The sequence below is a fragment of the Marinomonas profundimaris genome (assembly GCF_000508165.1).
GTDB lineage: Bacteria > Pseudomonadota > Gammaproteobacteria > Pseudomonadales > Marinomonadaceae > Marinomonas > Marinomonas profundimaris.
The window spans coordinates 88,482-107,775 of sequence record NZ_AYOZ01000004.1 but is presented as its reverse complement, the minus strand read 5'-3'; the positions used below and the strand labels follow the sequence as shown (position 1 = coordinate 107,775).

The following is a 19,294-nucleotide window of genomic DNA, read 5'->3' as shown; positions in this document are numbered from 1 at the left end:
ATACTTTCTGTTCAGCGTGTGCGCAATTTGCTCTTATTTTTTTACCATTTTCAGACTTAGGAGGCTGCTGCAAAAAGGAAAAGCTGATAGTCTGGCACATATAAAATTTATGATAAAAGGAAAATTAATAATGCCTAATTTCGATCAAAACTTTGAAGCTACTCGTTTGTCTATGCTTTCAAAACAACACCCTGACATTGTGAAGGTGTCGGGTGAGGTGGTGTTTCGTGCGGAAGATGACGAAGACCGCCTAAGCGGAACATCTTGGACTCTTGAAGATGACATTTTTGATCAGGTCACCGAATCAGGCTTCAAATTACACTTGCTTGAACTTCTGGATAATTTCATAGAATACCGAGGTCAATGTAACGAGCTGCCGAAAAAGGAAGGGATTGTGCGTTTTGGTGGTGGCACTTTAAATATTGAATGGCTACCTAATGGAACTACCCATCTATCCAAATGATGTTTTATAAGAACCAGCCTGAGTTTTCCTATGGATGATAAATATGTTTCAGAAATAGACTGTCTTGATAAGTTAATGGTTGCATGGTCAGAGGCATTCCCGAAGGATTGGTATTTCAACTACGATGGAGTGATTTCAACTGAGGACTGGGATAGTTGTGGTAAAAAAGTTTTGTTTGTTTTAAAGGAAACAAATGAAGCAAAGCAAAATATTGTCAACGCTATTAATAGGGCTATTGAGGTGAAGGCAAGTGGATGGTGGCGAGGAAAGGTTCTTCGTCGGGTGGGGCGTTGGGCTTACGGACTTCAAAAATATGATGGGGCTGTGCCGTCACTGAGAGATGCTAAATTAAATGAAAAAAATGCAGTTAAGAATATTGCATACATAAATATAAGGAAAACATCTGGAAGTGCGCGAACCGACCAAAAATCATTTGACGCCCATGCCAAAGAATTTGCCCCTTTTGTTCGAAGGCAAATTGAGTTGATTAACCCTGATATTGTTGTGCTTTGCGGCACATATAATCAAGTTAAACGTTACGTATTCCCTGAGCTTAAAAAAGTTAGCGAACGAGTGCATGTTAATGACGGGGTTGTCTTCATCAATGCCTTCCATCCTGCCGCAAGAAAAAAGTCGGCCATGCTTTATCATCAAGTACTCGATAACTACCACGCTTACAAAAATCATATATAACCAATGCTTGAATAGTTATATGCAGCGCAAGCCTTGCGTCGTATCTTGAAAAAGCCCCTTCAAGAGGGGCTGTGTGATGGGAGCCGTTCGCTAGTTGGCGGGAGTATCTGTTTCCTCTTCAGTGATATCGTCATCGGTTGAAGGCACCGCTTGCTCAACTTCTGCTTCTTTACCCTTAGCTTGGGCTGATTTTCGTGCACGAATTTCGATATCAATAATGCGTCGTGCAAGTTTGATAATGCGCTGTTGCCATGCGTAGTTGCCATCAACACGTTGCTTGTTACTAAGCACGCTAGATAACCAGAGTGTGTCCATTGAGATCATCAACGAATCGAGTTTGCGCACTAAGCCGACAAACTGGCCAACCTGAGGCGAGCTGATTTTAGCGTTGAAGGTAATCGGGTCGGTGTAGTCAGGTACTTCATCGATGCCGTTGGACTCCATCAATTTGTCCAAACGAGATTGTTCGTTGTCTACCGCCTTAGCGCAATCCTCGATCAACTGGCTAATGATCTGTTCCACGTCATCAATTTCGTTCTCATCGCCAATGATGCGCAGGATGACATCGATTCCGTAAAGCGCACTGACCGTCCGTCTAAAAACACGGTCAACGACACGTTGCGCCTGTAAGCTATTAATTGTGAATGATTGTTCAAAGATGGGTTTTGAGTAACTGGGTTTTGCTTGGGCCATAAGTTTGCTCCTGATATGACAATAATCAGTCCCTAGACTAATCCTCTGTGAGGTAATGGCCTTTCAGCTAGGTGGAAGAATTGAGCATCTTTCTGACTATCCTGTCTGGATAAGACGGTTACACTGACTATCAAATATTGCTGATCTGTTTCAGTGATATCTGCGCCTGAGAGCATGAGCTCAAAGGAAGCCCGCCGCTGAGTATTCTCAGTGGTACTAAGAGGTAGCTAGCCTCCTTAAACAAATAGCCTGCATGTTCTTACATGCTCAACCATGCGTTCCTTACGGTTCGCCTTTTCACCACCCAACTGGGGGAGTTTTCCCCAGTTGGGGGTGACTCCTTCAAAACCAAATTATGGAGTCACCAATGGAATATATCTTCGGATTTATTATCCAAATCGCGGGCATTATGTTGCTAGCAAAACTGAGCTGGTCGCTTTTGCGATTGCTTGCTCGTCAAAGCGTGCGTCCGTTTCGATTTGTACTTACTCAAATCAAGCGATTGCTCACACCAACACCAAAACGTCGTCCAATGGCAGTGCCTAAAGCTCCTGGTATGCCCCGTTTGACATCTGCGTTTTACAAAGAGCCACATCAGTACGACATGGCTTTACTCGAAATACCAACCTATCTGCGTCGTCAGTCTTCTTTGCCCAGCCGGGTAGAAGCGACTGTGTGCACAGAGTTCAACTAAGACGAGGAGAACATCATGAAAAACCAAGTAACACTCATAGGCTACGTTGGCGCTGAGCCAGAGACACGAGCCTATCCATCAGGTGATTTAGTGACCAGTATTTCACTGGCCACTTCTGAGAAATGGCGCGACCGTCAATCCAATGAGCTCAAAGAGCATACGGAATGGCATCGGGTCGTTTTTCGAGATCGTGGTGGATTTAAGTTAGGGCTAAGAGCAAAAGATTTAATCCAAAAAGGAGCGAAGCTTTTTGTTCAAGGGCCTCAGCGCACGCGTTCATGGGAGAAAGATGGCATTAAGCATCGATTGACCGAAGTGGACGCGGACGAGTTTCTGCTTCTTGATAGTGTGAACAAAGCATCTGAGCCATCACCGGCGGATGATGCGAGCTCCCAAGCTAATTGGGCACAAACTTATCCTGAACCAGATTTTTAACCGAGCAAAAACGCTTTAACCCAGCCGGGAGTACTTTCCCGTCAGGGGCAGACTCCCACTTTGATTGTCGGAGTCCATAATGGAAAAACCAAAGCTAATCCAACGCTTTGCTGAGCGCTTTAGTGTCGATCCAAACAAATTGTTCGATACCCTAAAAGCAACAGCATTCAAGCAACGTGACGGTAGTGCACCGACCAATGAGCAGATGATGGCGCTCTTGGTGGTTGCAGATCAGTACGGCTTGAACCCTTTCACCAAAGAGATTTTTGCGTTCCCTGATAAACAAGCTGGAATTATTCCAGTGGTAGGTGTCGATGGATGGTCTCGCATCATCAATCAACACGACCAGTTTGATGGCATGGAGTTTAAGACTTCAGAAAACAAAGTCTCACTGGATGGCGCGAAAGAATGCCCTGAATGGATGGAATGCATCATCTATCGGCGCGACCGTTCGCACCCAGTCAAAATCACTGAGTATCTGGATGAAGTCTATCGACCGCCTTTTGAAGGTAACGGCAAAAATGGCCCTTACCGGGTAGATGGTCCATGGCAGACGCACACTAAGCGAATGCTAAGACATAAATCCATGATCCAGTGTTCCCGCATTGCGTTTGGCTTTGTGGGAATTTTCGATCAAGACGAAGCGGAGCGAATTATCGAAGGCCAAGCAACACACGTTGTTGAGCCATCGGTGATTCCACCCGAGCAAGTTGATGATCGAACCCGAGGGCTTGTTTACAAGCTTATCGAGCGGGCGGAAGCTTCAAACGCTTGGAATAGTGCATTGGAATATGCCAATGAACATTTTCAAGGTGTTGAACTGACGTTTGCGAAACAAGAAATATTTAATGCACAGCAACAAGCAGCCAAAGCGCTCACACAGCCTTTAGCTTCTTAGAGCCACGCATTCATTTTACTAACCCTGGCGGGATTATTCTCCCGTCAGGGGGAAGGTCTCGTCTTTTTTTGGAGATCTTCCATGACTAAATCAGCCTCACTTTTTCGCTTGGTATTGGTTGTTGCCCTTGTCGTAGGTTCGATTCAAGCCGGTAAAACGGCAATTGATTCGCTTCAAGCAAGTGTTGTTCAGCACCAAACAGCGTTAGCACAAGCTGCAAAGTAACCACTTAACCCTGAAGGGGAGTTCTCTCCTTCGGGGGAGTCTCCCTTCAAAGGAGGCAATATGAAGGTTATCGACCTATCACAACGTACTCCTGCATGGCACCAGTGGCGCATTGCAGGGGTTACGGCATCTGAAGCCCCAATTATTATGGGGCGTTCACCCTACAAAACACCTTGGCGATTATGGGCAGAAAAAACTGGATTCGTATTACCGGAAGACCTGTCGAATAATCCAAATGTGCTTCGCGGTATACGGTTGGAGCCTCAAGCAAGGCGAGCATTTGAAAATGCGCATAATGACTTTCTTCTGCCGTTATGTGCAGAAGCCGATCATAACGCAATCTTTCGAGCCAGCTTTGATGGCATCAACGATGCGGGCGAGCCCGTTGAACTGAAATGTCCTTGCCAGTCAGTTTTTGAGGATGTGCAAGCTCATCGAGAACAAAGCGAGGCGTACCAGTTGTATTGGGTGCAAGTACAGCATCAAATACTGGTCGCCAATAGCACGCGTGGTTGGTTGGTATTCTATTTTGAGGATCAACTGATTGAGTTTGAAATACAACGAGACGCGGCGTTCTTAACTGAATTGCAAGAAACAGCGCTTCAGTTTTGGGAGTTAGTACAGACCAAAAAAGAACCGTCAAAATGCCCTGAGCAAGATTGTTTTGTTCCTAAGGGTGAAGCCCAATACCGTTGGACATCGCTGTCTCGACAGTATTGCTCAGCACATGCCGAAGTGGTCCGACTGGAAAATCACATTAAATCTTTGAAAGAGGAAATGCGAGACGCCCAGTCAAAATTGGTCGCCATGATGGGTAACTACGCTCATGCCGACTATGCTGGGGTCAAACTCAGCCGCTACATGATGGCGGGCACGGTGGACTATAAGCAATTGGCCACCGATAAGTTAGGCGAGCTGGATGAACAGGTTTTAGCCGCTTACCGAAAAGCGCCACAAGAGCGGTTGCGCATTAGCACCAATAAGCCAGAGCAGCCCGTTGAAACACCAATCAAAATCAGCCTTGAGCAAGAGAACTTGGTTCTGCCAGGTGACTCGCCGAGCTCATTTTATTTTTAACGTTCACTTGGAGCCGATTTCGGCTCCTTTCTAATGCGCTCATATGGAGTGCATCAGAAAGCAGTTTCACTCGTAGCCAATGCTGGGTACGAATGATAGAGCGAGCTGAACTCTTACATACACAGCCATACCACAATCAACATACCACCCGACGGGGACTTCATTCCCTGCTGGGGCATGGAGCCTCGTCAAAACTGATGAGGTTTACCATGACTGAACAATCCCCATTTTTGGTTCAAGTGAATCAAGCGTTTAATGTCCCGGCTCCTGATGCTTTCGTTCTGGAAGGATTTAGTGCCGACACTACCCATCCAAACATTCCCGTTCGCAAGGACGAGTATGTTTTTAGAAAAGAAGACTTACGTGACGTATTGGCGTTCTTGTCTAACCCAGACGGTGACGGTTTGTATATTACAGGCCCCACTGGATGCGGGAAGACCTCGCTAATTTGCCAAGTTGCTTCTCGATTGAATTGGCCTGTTCAGCAAATTACTGCGCACGGTCGATTGGAATTGTCCGATCTTATCGGTCACCACACACTGGTTAATGGCAACATGACCTTTGTGTATGGACCGCTGGCACTGGCTGTAAAGCATGGCCATTTGCTGATCATTAATGAAATGGATCTTGCTGAGCCTGCTGAACTGGCTGGGCTCAATGACATTTTGGAAGGTGCCCCTTTGGTCATCGCACAAAATGGCGGTGAGATCATCATGCCACATAACAAGTTTCGTTTTATCGCTACCGGCAACAGTGCGGGCAGCGGTGACCAAACGGGCTTGTATCAAGGTGTGCTTCAACAGAATTTGGCTTTCCTTGATCGCTTTAGAATCATTGAAGCGACCTATGCAGAACCATCTGTAGAGGAAGCCATTCTGGAGAACGTTGCGCCGGGCTTACCAGAGGTCTTTCGCCAAAAAATGGTGAAGGTGGCTGGTGACATTCGTCGTCTTTTTATTGGGGGCGCGGATGGCGGTGCAGAGCTTAGTATCACCATGTCCACTCGGACCTTGGTGCGCTGGGCAAAGTTAACACTTGCTTTTAAAGGCGCTCCTAACGCAGTGGAGTATGCACTGGTTCGGTCTTTGACGGCTCGTGCTGAGTTGGAGCAACGTGAAGCCATTCACCGTATTGCCGCTGATGTCTTCGGTGACCACTGGGAGGATTGATGATGGAAAAGTGCTTTGCTCTTTACCGTTACAGTCATTCTGATGGGACAGCCAAAGAATGGGCCATTTACGTTGGATCAGATACCCAGGAGATTGAAGTTCGGTTTGGAAAAGCAGGTCAATTGTCGCAGCAGCGATTAATTGACTCGACTGATCCTAACGCAGAAGCAGACCGAAGAATCAATGAGAAAATCAACAAGGGTTATCGATTTGTTGGACAAGTCGGCATTGATCATCAAGGGCGGCCATTTGAACTATCAAATGCGCTTGATAGCGTCGCGTGCGCCAATAACGTCAGTTGGGAGTTTCGTACTCGCAAGGACGTCAATGGTCAAATCTCGCTGGCGCAAAAAGCGTTGTTCGATATGGCAAAGCTGCTTGAAGCCTATGGCTTGGCTGTTATTGATGATAACCAAGTCAGGATTGGAGAATGGTCATTAGGGTTTTGCAAAAGCGGATTACCTAGTACCAATCAAATCAGCATGGTGTCAGGTGAAGGCGCTGGCATTGTTAACACTGATGATGGCCCGTGGCCATTGTTGCTGTTACTGGCTTTTAAGCGTCAATTACCACCACTGTGTTCGCTCACAGTAGCGAGTCCTGAAGGGATAGAAGTATCCGACCAACTGAAGTTGGAAAAAGATGTATTGCGGTTGCTAGGCAGTGATTTAGAGCGGGTTCGCCCGATAGCTGAAGCACTGGACTTAATGCCTGTGAAAATCGATCTCAACCAATCGTCGCCTGATTCGCAAAATTACTATTTCTGATAGTGGTATTGCCATTAGCGCGTCAACTACTACCACCCAAGCGGGGGCCATTGCTCCTGTTGGGAGTGGTGCGTCCCCATCTCGCATGAGGATGCACTATGAGTATTCAAACCCTCGACAAACTTTTGATTTGTCACATCGACTGTTCCATCTGGAGCGGTAGAAAAAAACTAAGGCCTGAAGATTTCAGATTAGCCAATGGCAGCCAACTTCCACCGAAGGATGTTGCCAGCTTAGGGAGTAAAAGAATTTGCGACCCTGAGGCATTGGCGAACTTTGAAAGGCTTAAGAAAGAAGCGCAGCGTTTGTGTGAGCAAGTCGGTGTGCGGTTCTTAGGTGGCTATGCCGTCCCTGAAGACCGAATTGATCAGATTGTTCCAGAGCTTGACCGGATCGGTCAGGAGTTTGCGCAGTGCAAGCAGTTGTTCTTGGACAACTATGATCAGGTGACTTTTGACTGGGTTGCAAAACACCCGGAATTTGCAGATGCAATTCGGCGTGCATTATCACCCATCGAAGACGTGGAACAACGCCTTCAGTTCGATTATGCCATCTATCGAATGCAACCGGCTGACCAAGCTGGTGGCTTAGATGACAAGGTCAATGGCATGGGGCACACCCTCTTTAGGGAGGTGGCTCGTGATGCCAACGAACTGTTTGAGCGTTCCGTTGCAGGTAAGAATCAAATCAGCCAGCGAGCCCTTAATCCTCTCAAACGGTTAAGAGACAAGTTGGATGGTTTGTCCTTCCTGGATCATCGAGTTCAGCCGATGGTTGAAGCGATGGACAATTTATTTGTTCGTCTGCCGAAGACCGGCCCTGTGACAGACAATCTCTATCACGAACTGATGGCGACCATTTTAATTTTGTCTGATCCAGACAAGATGAGAATGCACGGTGAAGGTCAATTGGATATCAGACAACTGATGCCCAAACCTGAACCTAAACCCGCACAGCCAGTATCTGCTCAGGCAGATAACTTACGTGCAATACCACAACCAACCGTCAGACCAAACCTTGGTTCGACTGTACCAAACTCATTTTATTTCTAACGTCCTTGAGGGCATGTTGCCCTTAAGGGCGCATGTCCTCTGAACTATGTAAGAGGAAATTATGCAATCAACCATCCATAACCCCAGCCAACTGAACCAGTTTGAACCGCATTTTCGTGGTGTGACTGATGCGGTTGAAAGTGAATCGATACCAGAAGTGGCGTGTTGTCGAACGTTAGTACAACGATCGTACTCAACACATAGTGTCGTGATCCCCAAGAACCCTGTATTGATCGCAGATGCGGACGGGCAAGGTGTTTGGGTAACGGCCATGGTGTTTGTTCCAAACATGGCATTGCAGCAAACCGCTCATGAGCGGGCCTGGCTGCAATATCAACACGAGGTGTCTACTCAGTTACAAGACCAGTATGGTCTGACATTGGATGACATCCTGAGTTTAGACCAGCTTAAAACGTCATTTGAGCAGCACGAGAGTACCGCTCAATTGGTGGCTTGGTTAGGTCAAAAATACGACCTGGTTAAGCTAAAAGCACAGGTTTAAACACTTACATTCCCAGCGGGGAAACGCTCCCGCTGAGGGAGTCTTCCCCCTAATGATTAGGTGACTCCCATGAATCATCCATTAAAAAATGCACTGCCAATCGTTGCCGCCGCTTATGGCGAAAAGTTTGGTGTGAAGGTGCTTATTCAAGGACAAGATGCGTTTACCGATGGTGAGCGGATTGTGATCCCAACAGCAAACCCAGACGACCCACACTATCAACAAATAGCTTGGGGTTATCTGGCTCATGAAGCGGCGCATATTCGGCATACCAATTTTGACATGGTGAAGAAGGCGTCGTCTAAGCCGATCCGTAAGGCACTTCTCAATATTATTGAGGATGTGCGCATTGAAAACGAATTGGCAAAGGATTACCCCGGAACCCGGCGCAGTATTTCGCAAGTGATTGAGTACATGGTGGACACACAGCAAATGTGTGTACCTGAACAGCCTGAGCCTGCATCTAACTTGCAAGCCTGGTTGTTGTTTCGCTTGAGATGCCATTTTCTGGGCCAGAAAGCGCTGACGCCTTTGTATCAAGCTGTTGATGAAAGAGTGAGACAACTCTTTCCTGCCGCAGCGATGAGCCGGTTAAGCGCCATGCTGACAGCAGTGCCTAGCCTGGCATCTACAGGTGAAGTGCTGAAACTTGTCGATGCCATCGTTGCCATGTTGGAAGAAGAATCTCGTCCACCACAGGATGAGTCTGATGCTGATGGCGGTGATGACATTGGACAAGATGCGAGTAATGACAGCAATAGCAGTAGTGACAGTCAAACCCCGGAAACAAGTTCGTCTGCAACAGGGGATGCTGCTGAAACGAGTGATTCAGATAACTCTGATCAAGCTGACAATTTGCGACAAGCCTTAGAGGCCAGTGCCGCTCACTTTGAACTCGATACCTTTGCACAAGTGGCAGAAGTGTTGTCGGAACAAGCAGAAGGACATCAGGGCGTCACTCCACTCAGTTTGCCCCAAGCAGAGCAAGCTATGTTGGGTGATGAGGCTATCTTGACCTTATCGGCGTCTGAGTCGGCTCAAATTCGAGCCCGACTTAGGGGCATGGTTCAGTCCAGTCAGGACAATCGGAATCATGCCAAACGGTACGGTCTTCGAGTGGCAACTCATCGTCTTGCCGCTTCACAAGCAGGTGAGTCGAGATTGTTTATTCAAAGGCAGCCCCGCATTGCGCCTAATGCTGCTGTGCACTTGCTTGTCGATATATCGGGCTCAATGGGTAAGCCCATTGGCGAAGGTAATCGCAAGTATTTTCATGTTGCCAATGAAGCCGCTTTGGCTTTAGCCATGGCATTGGAAGGTATACCGGGTGTTGTACCTGCGGTCAGTTATTTTCCTGGTATTCATCAGGAAGTTTCTATCGCGTTATTGCCCAAGCAATCGGTTCGACATCGGGCCGCCTGTTTTGACCAAAAACCAAGAGGTTGTACGCCTATGGCACAAGCTATGTGGTTTGCGGCAAACAGTTTGTTGGCACAAAAACAGAAGCGAAAGCTAATGATAGTGCTAACGGATGGTGACCCAGATGATTGGGCTGCCACGCATGACATTGTTGACCGGTGCAGACGCAGTGGCTTTGAGCTGCTGGGGATCGGGATTCAAACACGCAGTGTTGAGAAATTCTTTCCTCGAAGCATCGTGATTAACGACGTCAAAGATCTGAAGCGTGAGTTATTCGAAGTAACACAACAACTGATAATTCAGTAACCACATCCATTTTACCACCCTGCGGGGACGATTCCGTCCCCGCCTGGGCATGGGTTCGTCTCCGTTTTTTTTGGAGACTCCTATGAAAAACAGAAAGTTCTTAGCTGGCGAAGAAGCCGGTACTTACATCGTTCCTGAGCAAGTGACTGAAGCGGATATCTTAGATATGGCGCTCAAGCTTGCCCGTGGTCGATTGAGTAAAGGTCGAAAAATTGAACAGCCATCGTCGGCGTTCTCATACCTGCAAACACTGATGCACGAGTATGAGCACGAAGTCTTTGGCGTACTGTTTCTTGATACAAAGCATCGCGTTATTCGATTTGAAGAGCTGTTCAAAGGCACTTTAGATGCAGCGAGCGTTTATCCAAGGGAAGTAACAAAACGAGCGCTAGAACTTAATGCGGCAGCAGTGATACTGGTTCATAACCATCCATCGGGTGATCCTGAACCCAGTGAAGCTGATAAACGCATCACTCATCGACTCCGTGACGCCTTGTCACTTGTTGATATTCGAACGCTTGACCATGTCGTGGTCGCATCCGAGGGCTGCGTTTCGCTTGCCGAACGCGGTTATCTTTAATGAATGGGCGCATTGCCCATTCTCCTTCATCACAAAAGCAGTCCTATCAACACACGTCATCACAGCTCGAATTTCTATTTGAGTTTGATGATGCCCCAGTCACTTGGTCTGACACGGAAATCTGGCAGTTACGCGAAGGCATTCTATTGGATGCGATCCGTGTATTGCTGGACGGTCGTGTCAGTACTCGATTGCGAAGGGATGTGTTGTCGTGGATTCAAAATGACGAATTAACGCCATTTTGCTTTCGTGTTTGCGCGATGGCTGCGGTTGTCGATCCTGATGTGCTTCGTGATTCCATCATGTGGCTATTAAGACGACATGGTATCCAGCTTGACTAACGTTCCTGCATTAACCAAACGGCTCAATGCAGGACCCAAGCTGACTTTTACCACCAGTGGTAGGAGTCGGCTTTTTACTTAAGGAGGTTATATGGCGTTACCTTTACAAATTGAAACAGTAAGGCCATATCTTAATGGCCAATGGCTTCAAGTATTAGCGGTATTGGTGCCAGAACTTGATGCCGCCATTGCTCGAAAGGGCCGTCATGTGGCTTGTCCTGTTCATGGCGGTCGTGATGGCTTTAGGCTATTCAAAGATGCTGAATATACCGGAGGTGGCGTTTGTAACACCTGCGGTATCTTTCATGATGGTTTTGAACTGTTGTCTTGGATTAATGGATGGAACTTTGCTCAGTCTATTGAAGCAATCGGCCAGGTTCTTGGTATTCAACCCGGACAAATACAAGCGCCTATTCGGCCAATACCGAGTAACGCAGTTGATTGGAAGGCTAGAAAGCAGGACGAGGACAAAGCGATTATCCATCGCTTGAATCAAACCTGGGGAGAAACGTTTTCTCTTGCAGATACTCGTGCGCAACCAGTTTGGAACTACATGCATCGTCGTGGCATTGTTACCCGGCTTCGTCCTGAATGGGATTCGGTGCTGAGGTATCATCCAAACTTGCCTTACCATGATGAAGATGGCTTGTTTATCGATAGCTACCCAGCGCTGCTAGGTAAAATCGTTACTCAGCAAGGGCGTTCGGCCACGTTTCATCGGATCTACCTAAGTGAAGATGGATTCAAAGCGCCGGTTGAAAAGCCTAAAAAGATGATGCCGATACCAAGTGACAGAACAATCACTGGTGGTGCCATTCCGATAGGTGAGCCTGGTGAGGTATTAGGTGTTTCTGAAGGCATCGAAACAGCTTTAGCGGTTACCAGAGCTACGGGACAGACATGTTGGTCGGTTGTGAATGCAACGCTACTGGCTAGGTTTGAACCACCAAGTAATGTGAAAATGCTGTACATCTGGGCAGATCACGATCTCTCTGAGACCGGCCTGAATGCAGCGAATGAACTCAAGAAAAAAGCCTGGCAAAAAGGCATTCTGACACAAGTTCTGATCCCTCCGATACCAACGTCACTTGGCGTGAAAAGTTGGGATTGGAATGATGTGCTGAATGTTTACGGAGCCATGGGCTTTCCGAAAGTTCATATCTGATCTAAGGGGCTTCGGCCCCTTTTTTTGCGCCTTGCATATTTGAAAAATCATGGAGAATGAAAAATAGATAACCAATAGGAGAAACAAACATGATGGTATTAACCCTGTTAACAAAGCAGATTGATGGTGAGTTTACGGTTTACTGGAAGACCGGCCTTCGAAGAGGTGGTGAACTAAAGGTCGATTTAGGTGAGCAATACGACAAGCTAACTGAGCAGCAAAAGCCAATTGCAGCTGAGCTCTATGCGATTCATCACCTACTGTCAGTGAAAGAGGTGATGGGGAGTAACCGAAGCGGTAATGGGCTTCAAATCCGGGTCAGTAAAGGAGCTATCAAAAAGTTACAGAAACAACGCTCAACTCAGCATTCACTTTACAGCCTGACTAGGTTTTTGCTCACTCGATACCAGGAAGCACAGATATCGGTAGAGAAACGGGAAGATTGGCTCTCATATTCCTTCGAAGAATACAGCGTCGATAATGCTACCGTGAGAGAAATCGATGAGGTCATCAACGTTCCGAACATTGGGCCTGTCGTGGTGACTCGTCATGCACTGGAAAGGTTTGTGGAACGGCTTTCAGGCGGTGTACCTAAGCATCCTTGGAAGGCTTTGTGCGCTAAATTGTGTAGCACAGAATTGGCAAAATCTTTATTGCCAGAATGTATAGCTTCAAAGAAAGCAAAAAAATATTTCGTACAGGCAGAGTTTTGGTGTCATGGGAGCTCTGGTATGCACTTTGTGATGGTGCCATCAGCCAAAGCACTTACGTTAGTAACAGTGTTTAATAGATAGTCAGAAACACACACGATTCCTTCATCTATCTGGCCAATCGCTCTTACGGGGATCTTTAGCATGTTAGCTCTGTGAAATTTCTGGAGCTGACAATGAGAACGCCTTTGTTACCTTGGTTCATCCTATGGGTGACCATCCCAATCATTATTTTCTTTCTATTCATCTTGCCCGCCTATGCTAGTGATGGGCAATTCTATCAGCGTGGTCAGGAAGGTTGGTTTTGGTATCAGGTCATTCCCGAGCCAGCCGAGTCTGAAGACCTAATGAAGCCGAAATCTGGTGTTGTGGAGCCCACTAAGGACGGGCTAAAGCCTTTCAGTGCTGCCTGGTTTCGTGAGCACATGCAGTCGTTCATGGACAAGGCAATTGATGAGCCGACGAATGAGAACGTCAGAGCCTATCTGTATCTCCAGCGCGTCATGATGGATAAGGGCTCACAGTTTGCTGATGTTAGTCAGCAGGTGGTCATGGGCGATCCTGTTTTGGATGAAATCAGTCGCAGACCCTTGGCGACCTATGCTGCCAATCGGATGGATCGAGAAGCTGGCGCTCAACGTGATGTAGCTTTAGGTGAAGTAGCGAAGCGGGCTGGTTTGTTCTTTTTCTATCGTTCGGATTGCCCTTATTGCCATGCTCAAGCGCCTATCATCGAATCTATGGCCTTGAACTATGGGTTCGAGGTGTTTGCTATTGCTGTCGATGGCTTGCCTTTACCCGGTGGAGAGTTTCCCAATTACAAAGTCGATTCAGGACAAGCACAATCCTTGTCCGTTACGACTGTCCCTGCCGTGTTCTTAGTTGACCCGCCTAACGTTATTACTCCGATTGGACAAGGCGCAATGAGCCTTGATGAGCTCAATAATCGAATCATTCTCGCAGCCCATCAAGCCGGTTGGATTGACGATCAAACTTACTATGCCACCAGACCTGTTCAACCCGGCGTGTCACTCGCGATGTCAGCCCAAGAGCTTAACGAAAAGATATTACAGGACCCTGAGTTCCTTGTTCGCTATCTGCGTGCACAAGGAGGGTTATAACAATGAAAAAAGTAATCCGAGTATCGCTAATCGCCTGTGCGATTGGTTTTTCATCTATGAGCCAAGCAAGCTTGCAACAGGAGATGAACCAGTTGTTTGGTTCAATGACCAACACCACTGCGCCTGGTGTATTCGAGAGTCAGCGGCGTGGCGTTATATCTGGAGGAAGCGTTGTTGTTCGTAACAGGATCATGAACGAGAACCTCGTCTCTATGGTGCCACCGTCATTCCAAGCCGGTTGTGGCGGCATTGATATGTTCGCGGGAAGTTTGTCATTTGTTAACGCGGATCAGTTTGTTCAATTACTTCGCTCTGTTGCTGCAAACGCCAAGGGGTATGCATTCCAATTGGCGCTCAGTGCTATGTGTGAGAAATGCTCTCAGCACATGGAGACACTGCAAAAGAAAATCCAGCAGTTGAACGAGTATTTTGGTAATTCCTGTCAAATGGCTCAGGGAGTCGTGAACGATACCCTGGCTGCTTTTGGAAAAAAGGGGCAAACAGAAGCCAGCATGTTGAGCTCACTTAAAGGGGCTGGGGACATTTTTACCAGTTGGAGTGAGTCCAATGGTAAGAACCCATATGAGAACGCTTCGAGTGTCGCGGCATCTGATGTAAACAGAACGATTAAAGGTAATTTGGTTTGGCGAGCACTGAAACGTCATTCGGCATCAAGCTGGTTTGCATCGGGGGATGACCGTTTTCTTGAAGCAGTTATGTCGGTGACTGGTTCGATCATTGTTGGTGATCTAGCTAATGCCGCTGATGGCCAAGGTAAAGCCCCGAAACTGACCAGACTGAATGGCAATAAAGTGACTATTGAGCATCTAATTCACGGCGGTAACGTCGCTATGTACCGATGTGACACAGTGACACAAGACGGCTGTCTGAATCCGACAATCACTAACGTGACCCTGACGGGGTTATCAACCCAAGTAGAAAATTTACTTCTTGGTACAGGTTCCAGTAACGGCATTATTTTTAAGTTTGCTCGAAATACAGGAGCTGCTAGCACCACCGAAAAGGCTTTTATGACATCGGCTCCTGCGAGCATTGGCGGCATGATTCGAACACTTTCTGCATTAAATGAAGGGGCCGCTAGGTCGTTTGCTTCACGAACGGCACCATTTATTGCTGTTGAGATGGCGCGAGCATTGGTTGAAGACATGCTCAATGCAGCTAGAAGTACCTCCGGTGTGGAAGATCATGCCTATGCGAAGTTATTAACGGAAGACCTTGAACGTGCACGTCGCCAAATCAATGAGGAGTACGCTGCGTTGCAGCGAAGATACGGCTCAGAGCAAGAATTGCTGGCGCATTTTAACCAGGTGATTCAGACCATTCGCAAACAGCGTTATTACACCGTTAAATCTACGGCACTGGGGGAATAGGTCATGTGGGAGATCTATTCCATCGGGGATTCGGCATTTTTAGAGCAGGTCTTGAACGCTGTCGCGATGATTACTGGTACAGGCGACTTTACTTCAATGGTTCGCATTGGCTTGCTCATTGGGGTATTGATGGTCTCTGTTCAGGCCTTAATGCAAGGCGGTCGTGGCATTAACTTTCAACACGTTTTAGTCTCATGGTTAGTCTTTGCAACCATGTTTGGACCCAGTACCCGAGTGAGCATTGAGGATGCGTACACGGGACAAGTTCGAGTGGTTGATAATGTGCCCATCGGTGTTGCTGCCGCAGGCAGTACGATTTCAACTGTCGGCTTTCAAATCACGCGATTGTTTGAAACGGCGTTCTCAACTCCCGCCATGACGGAATACGGCTTTGCATCCAGTTTACAGTCACTGATTAAAGTGAGAAAACAGGTGATGGATCGCTCGGGGTTGGGTGATGCAAATCGTGTCGGTGGCTCAGATATCGAGCAATCGTGGTTTAACTACATCAAAGAATGCACCTTGATTGGCATCGACATCGGCCAAAAGAACCTAGATCAGGTGCTGAGTGATCCTAACCCGATGACTGCGATTAGGTTTGATTCGCGCATATATGGCACACGCATCATGCTCAGTGGTAGCAGTAGCGATCTGGACTGCACCGATGCCTATAGCCAACTGAAACTCATGACAGAATCAACCTTCATTCCGAGGCTTAAACAGGTTCTGTCAGCCTCATTGGGGACTTCGTCAGCCACTGACACTGATGACGTGATCCGAAATGCACTGAATAACCTTGGTTTGGCTTCGGTTAACACCCAAGAGTACATGACCGCGTCAGTGCTTTTGCCTATTTATGAGCAAAGCGTGACGGGCAAGTATATGGATGATCAAGCTTTCACCGCCGCCGTTATGGTTAATCAAGCGATTGAACAGCGCAATACACAATGGGCGGCGGAGCAGACTCTTTTCCAAAGTATCGTTCGTCCGATGATGACGTTTTTTGAGGGTTTCATTTACGCCATCACCCCTTTGATGGCCTTTGTGATAGCCCTTGGCCAAATCGGGATGCGAATGGCTGGGAAGTACTTGTTAATCCTGCTTTGGATTCAACTTTGGATGCCTGTCATGGCTATCATTAACCTGTATATTCATTTAACCGTTGCAGGGAAAATGTCGGCTCTTGATGCCTTTGCAGGTACAGAAGTGCCATCTTTTGCTGGGATGATGCAGATGGATTCAGTGCTGCAAACCTGGATAGCTACTGGCGGCATGTTGGCGTCGAGTGTTCCGGCAATTTCGCTCATGCTCGTGTATGGCTCAGCAATAACTGCAACCCACTTGGCTGGACGTCTTCAAAACGGTGATGCCATTGATGAAAAGATGGCAAGTCCAGATGTCGCGAAAAATGCCCCGGTGATGCAATCACAGTCAATGTTCCAAAATTCAGCCCTCACTGGTTCTGCTATGACCGGCGCGTCAAACCTACTTAGCAGTTTCTCTGTCGGAAATGCGGTGGGTTCAATGGTCGGCTCTGCAAAAGAATCCATGACTCAGGCAACTCAAGCCTTTAGCCGTCAGGTTGGCAATACCATGAGTCGAACCTTTGGTGAAAAGCTAAGTTACGACAACCTGTCTTCAGTTGGACGTCAGATCGGTTCTTCTAATTCCGCATCTAGCGCCGTTGTTAATCAGGTTACTGATGACCTGCAAACACGGTATGGTTTCGGAGACGATAAAAAAGATGCTGTACGTGGCTTGGTATCTGGCGTGTTATCGGGAGGCCTAAGGGTCGGTGGCGATGGAACTATTACTAATCCCGGTGAGAAAGAAGTTGCTGATAAGGGTTTTCTTGGAAGGCTTCTTGGTACGGGCGGCAATGATTCTCCACAGGGCAACTTGCCAGGAATGGATAAGCCAGATTCATCTCGTGTACCAAAACTATCAAGGGTACGAGCTGGGTTGGATCTAGGTGGTAACTTTAGTGGCCAAGTTGAGTCGTCAGAAGGCAGTTCTCGGTCTACGACCGCAAATACGCTCACTGGGGAGATGCAAAGCTTGGCATCGAGTGATTCACGACGTGCTGAGTTTCGCGATGCGATGGTTAAGGACCTTTCAGATTCAAGACGCTCTGGCGTTGAGATGTCGTTGTCTAATCAAGACTATCAGTCACTTCAGAGTTCAGCACAAGACGTTATCACGGCATCAAACCGCTTTAGTGAGCTTGATCAGGCCAGCTACAGTCTATCAGGACAAAGGAACACGGATGGTGCGACGTTAACTCGATTAGCAGCGGATAATCCTGAAGTCATGGATTATTTAGGTCGCTATATGAACCAGCATGTTGAAGCAGGTAACCGATTACGTGAAAACCTTCCAATGTATCAGCGCTTGCTACCTGATGATAATCAGGCGTATGTGGCCGCAGCTATGGAGTCTTTAACCTATAGCAACTCCTCGACGCCCGCTGAACGAGACAATGACTATCAAGCAGCAATGACTGTTATGGCCATGGCTACCGGAGCCGATTTACGATCAATTCAGCCACGCTCTAATGAAGGCTTGTCATCAACGGCACCTACTTTTGGTGGCACTCAAAGCCAAGTTGAATCCGGTGTTCTGGGAGGCTATGAGGGTGCTGCAAGAGTTCAAACGCAGTTCAATTCGGCTCAATCTGCTTACCAAACCAATCTTTCTGGTGTAGATGGACAGCTGAATGCGCATCAGCAACAAGCCCAGCAGGCCGTAGCTTCTGACACAAGTACCTATCAATCTGGACTAAACAGTGAAGCTGGCTCTCAGTGGCGATCTCGCATTATGGCTGATGATAGCGGAGTCTCAGGTGCTGAAATGTTCTTCAACAGCGCCAGTGCTATCGGTGATTTCAGTGGCAAGCATACTGATGCAGCTCTGCATACCCTGAATCACTTTGGCGAAGACTATGAGAGTTACAAAGAACAAGCGCTTGAAGATCCTGGCTCACGAGGTTTCTTGCACAACGCTACTGTGGCCAGCAAATCAACCTGGGATGGCTTAAAAGCCGCCGTTGATGCAGGAACCTCTTTGGAAAACCCATTGACGGCGTTTAATGATGCATACAGTGGATCGAGTTCGCAGTATGCCTCCGAAGTAAACTGGGGCACTAAGTCTGAAGCCATGTTGGCGGGGGCATTCGGTGCGGCAGTTAACAATCGATATGGTGAGTTTCTAGAGCAGTATGCTGATGATTTTAAACAGGAAGCATACAGCGAAGGGCAGAGAATGGGATTGACCCCGATTCAAAGTCAAGTTTTCGCTCAAGCTTTCAATGAAGGTTTGGCGGGGCGCGTTTTCAATTCTGAAGACTCATCGAGTTGGTCGCCTGAAATGCTTGGTCTAAGGGAGCAAATGCTAAATGAGTATCGTCAAAAGGATGAGAGTGGCGCTTACATCCCTGACAGTGTGTCCGAAGAAGATAAAGCATTTGTGGATAAGCAGATAGCGGTGATCTCAAATGCATCGCTAGCGGGAGATTATGCTCAGAACAACTTGATCGATATTAGGGCTTATAACCAGGCATCAGGAAGGAACTGAAAATAGAAGGTAGCCAGCTT

The 19,294-nt window shown here is 47.4% G+C and carries 20 protein-coding genes; 19 read left to right on the top strand and 1 reads right to left on the bottom strand.

Translation table 11 applies throughout. The annotated features are described in order from the left end of the window. The first annotated feature begins 130 nt into the window (after positions 1-130). Positions 131-463 carry a hypothetical protein gene (locus tag D104_RS0118675; RefSeq protein WP_001132435.1) on the top strand — a complete coding sequence of 111 codons (333 nt, stop codon included), beginning with the start codon at positions 131-133 and terminating at the stop codon, positions 461-463. Positions 464-493: 30 nt separating this feature from the next. Further along, a complete protein-coding gene (locus tag D104_RS23150) occupies positions 494-1,156 on the top strand; it encodes a uracil-DNA glycosylase family protein (RefSeq protein WP_000342215.1) in 663 nt (220 codons plus the stop codon). Between the two features lie 90 nt (positions 1,157-1,246). Here D104_RS23150 and D104_RS23145 read toward each other — a convergent pair whose 3' ends face one another. Next, the gene (locus D104_RS23145; RefSeq protein WP_000035788.1) at positions 1,247-1,849 is read right to left on the bottom strand and encodes a hypothetical protein; all 603 of its coding nucleotides are present in this window, start codon (positions 1,847-1,849) and stop codon (positions 1,247-1,249) included. A gap of 367 nt (positions 1,850-2,216) precedes the next feature. Here D104_RS23145 and D104_RS23140 point away from each other — a divergent pair, with 367 nt between their 5' ends. The 17 genes from D104_RS23140 (at position 2,217) to D104_RS23065 (ending at position 19,274) form a co-directional block, all read left to right on the top strand. After that, positions 2,217-2,543 (top strand): hypothetical protein, encoded by a 327-nt coding sequence (locus D104_RS23140; RefSeq protein WP_000455722.1) that lies wholly within the window; start codon positions 2,217-2,219, stop codon positions 2,541-2,543. Between the two features lie 15 nt (positions 2,544-2,558). After that, a complete protein-coding gene (locus D104_RS23135; protein ID WP_000795984.1) occupies positions 2,559-2,978 on the top strand; it encodes a single-stranded DNA-binding protein in 420 nt (139 codons plus the stop codon). A 79-nt stretch (positions 2,979-3,057) separates the two neighbouring features. Continuing rightward, positions 3,058-3,876: a phage recombination protein Bet gene (gene bet / locus D104_RS23130; protein ID WP_000414662.1), complete on the top strand. Its 819-nt coding sequence runs from the start codon at positions 3,058-3,060 to the stop codon at positions 3,874-3,876. Positions 3,877-3,957: 81 nt separating this feature from the next. Continuing rightward, positions 3,958-4,101, top strand: a complete 144-nt coding sequence (locus D104_RS37440) for a hypothetical protein (RefSeq protein ID WP_000167276.1) — start codon at positions 3,958-3,960, stop codon at positions 4,099-4,101. 60 nt (positions 4,102-4,161) lie between these two features. Further along, positions 4,162-5,178, top strand: coding sequence for a YqaJ viral recombinase family nuclease (locus D104_RS23125; RefSeq protein WP_000862954.1), 1,017 nt, complete (start codon positions 4,162-4,164; stop codon positions 5,176-5,178). A 209-nt stretch (positions 5,179-5,387) separates the two neighbouring features. Continuing rightward, the gene (locus D104_RS23120) at positions 5,388-6,347 is read left to right on the top strand and encodes an AAA family ATPase (RefSeq protein WP_007104990.1); all 960 of its coding nucleotides are present in this window, start codon (positions 5,388-5,390) and stop codon (positions 6,345-6,347) included. Next, on the top strand, positions 6,347-7,114 hold the full coding sequence (locus tag D104_RS23115) for a hypothetical protein (RefSeq protein WP_000970191.1): 768 nt from the start codon (positions 6,347-6,349) through the stop codon (positions 7,112-7,114). The genes D104_RS23120 and D104_RS23115 overlap by 1 nt, the downstream gene beginning before the upstream one ends. Before the next feature lie 98 nt (positions 7,115-7,212). Further along, positions 7,213-8,166, top strand: a complete 954-nt coding sequence (locus D104_RS23110; protein WP_024023028.1) for a DUF3150 domain-containing protein — start codon at positions 7,213-7,215, stop codon at positions 8,164-8,166. Positions 8,167-8,227: 61 nt separating this feature from the next. Beyond that, positions 8,228-8,668 (top strand): hypothetical protein, encoded by a 441-nt coding sequence (locus D104_RS23105; RefSeq protein WP_024023027.1) that lies wholly within the window; start codon positions 8,228-8,230, stop codon positions 8,666-8,668. Positions 8,669-8,737: 69 nt separating this feature from the next. Continuing rightward, positions 8,738-10,393 (top strand): VWA domain-containing protein, encoded by a 1,656-nt coding sequence (locus tag D104_RS23100; RefSeq protein ID WP_024023026.1) that lies wholly within the window; start codon positions 8,738-8,740, stop codon positions 10,391-10,393. A gap of 82 nt (positions 10,394-10,475) precedes the next feature. Beyond that, the gene (gene radC, locus D104_RS23095; protein WP_000797298.1) at positions 10,476-10,973 is read left to right on the top strand and encodes a RadC family protein; all 498 of its coding nucleotides are present in this window, start codon (positions 10,476-10,478) and stop codon (positions 10,971-10,973) included. Further along, positions 10,973-11,314, top strand: a complete 342-nt coding sequence (locus tag D104_RS23090) for a hypothetical protein (RefSeq protein ID WP_024023025.1) — start codon at positions 10,973-10,975, stop codon at positions 11,312-11,314. The genes radC and D104_RS23090 overlap by 1 nt, the downstream gene beginning before the upstream one ends. Positions 11,315-11,405: 91 nt before the next feature. Beyond that, a complete protein-coding gene (locus tag D104_RS23085; RefSeq protein ID WP_024023024.1) occupies positions 11,406-12,479 on the top strand; it encodes a DUF7146 domain-containing protein in 1,074 nt (357 codons plus the stop codon). A gap of 89 nt (positions 12,480-12,568) precedes the next feature. Continuing rightward, complete coding sequence (locus tag D104_RS23080; RefSeq protein WP_024023022.1) at positions 12,569-13,273, top strand: hypothetical protein; 705 nt, start codon at positions 12,569-12,571, stop codon at positions 13,271-13,273. 92 nt (positions 13,274-13,365) lie between these two features. After that, the gene (locus D104_RS23075; protein WP_024023021.1) at positions 13,366-14,310 is read left to right on the top strand and encodes a thioredoxin family protein; all 945 of its coding nucleotides are present in this window, start codon (positions 13,366-13,368) and stop codon (positions 14,308-14,310) included. 2 nt (positions 14,311-14,312) lie between these two features. Further along, positions 14,313-15,701 (top strand): conjugal transfer protein TraH, encoded by a 1,389-nt coding sequence (locus tag D104_RS23070; protein ID WP_024023020.1) that lies wholly within the window; start codon positions 14,313-14,315, stop codon positions 15,699-15,701. Positions 15,702-15,704: 3 nt separating this feature from the next. Continuing rightward, a complete protein-coding gene (locus D104_RS23065; protein WP_024023019.1) occupies positions 15,705-19,274 on the top strand; it encodes a conjugal transfer protein TraG N-terminal domain-containing protein in 3,570 nt (1,189 codons plus the stop codon). Positions 19,275-19,294: the final 20 nt, after the last annotated feature.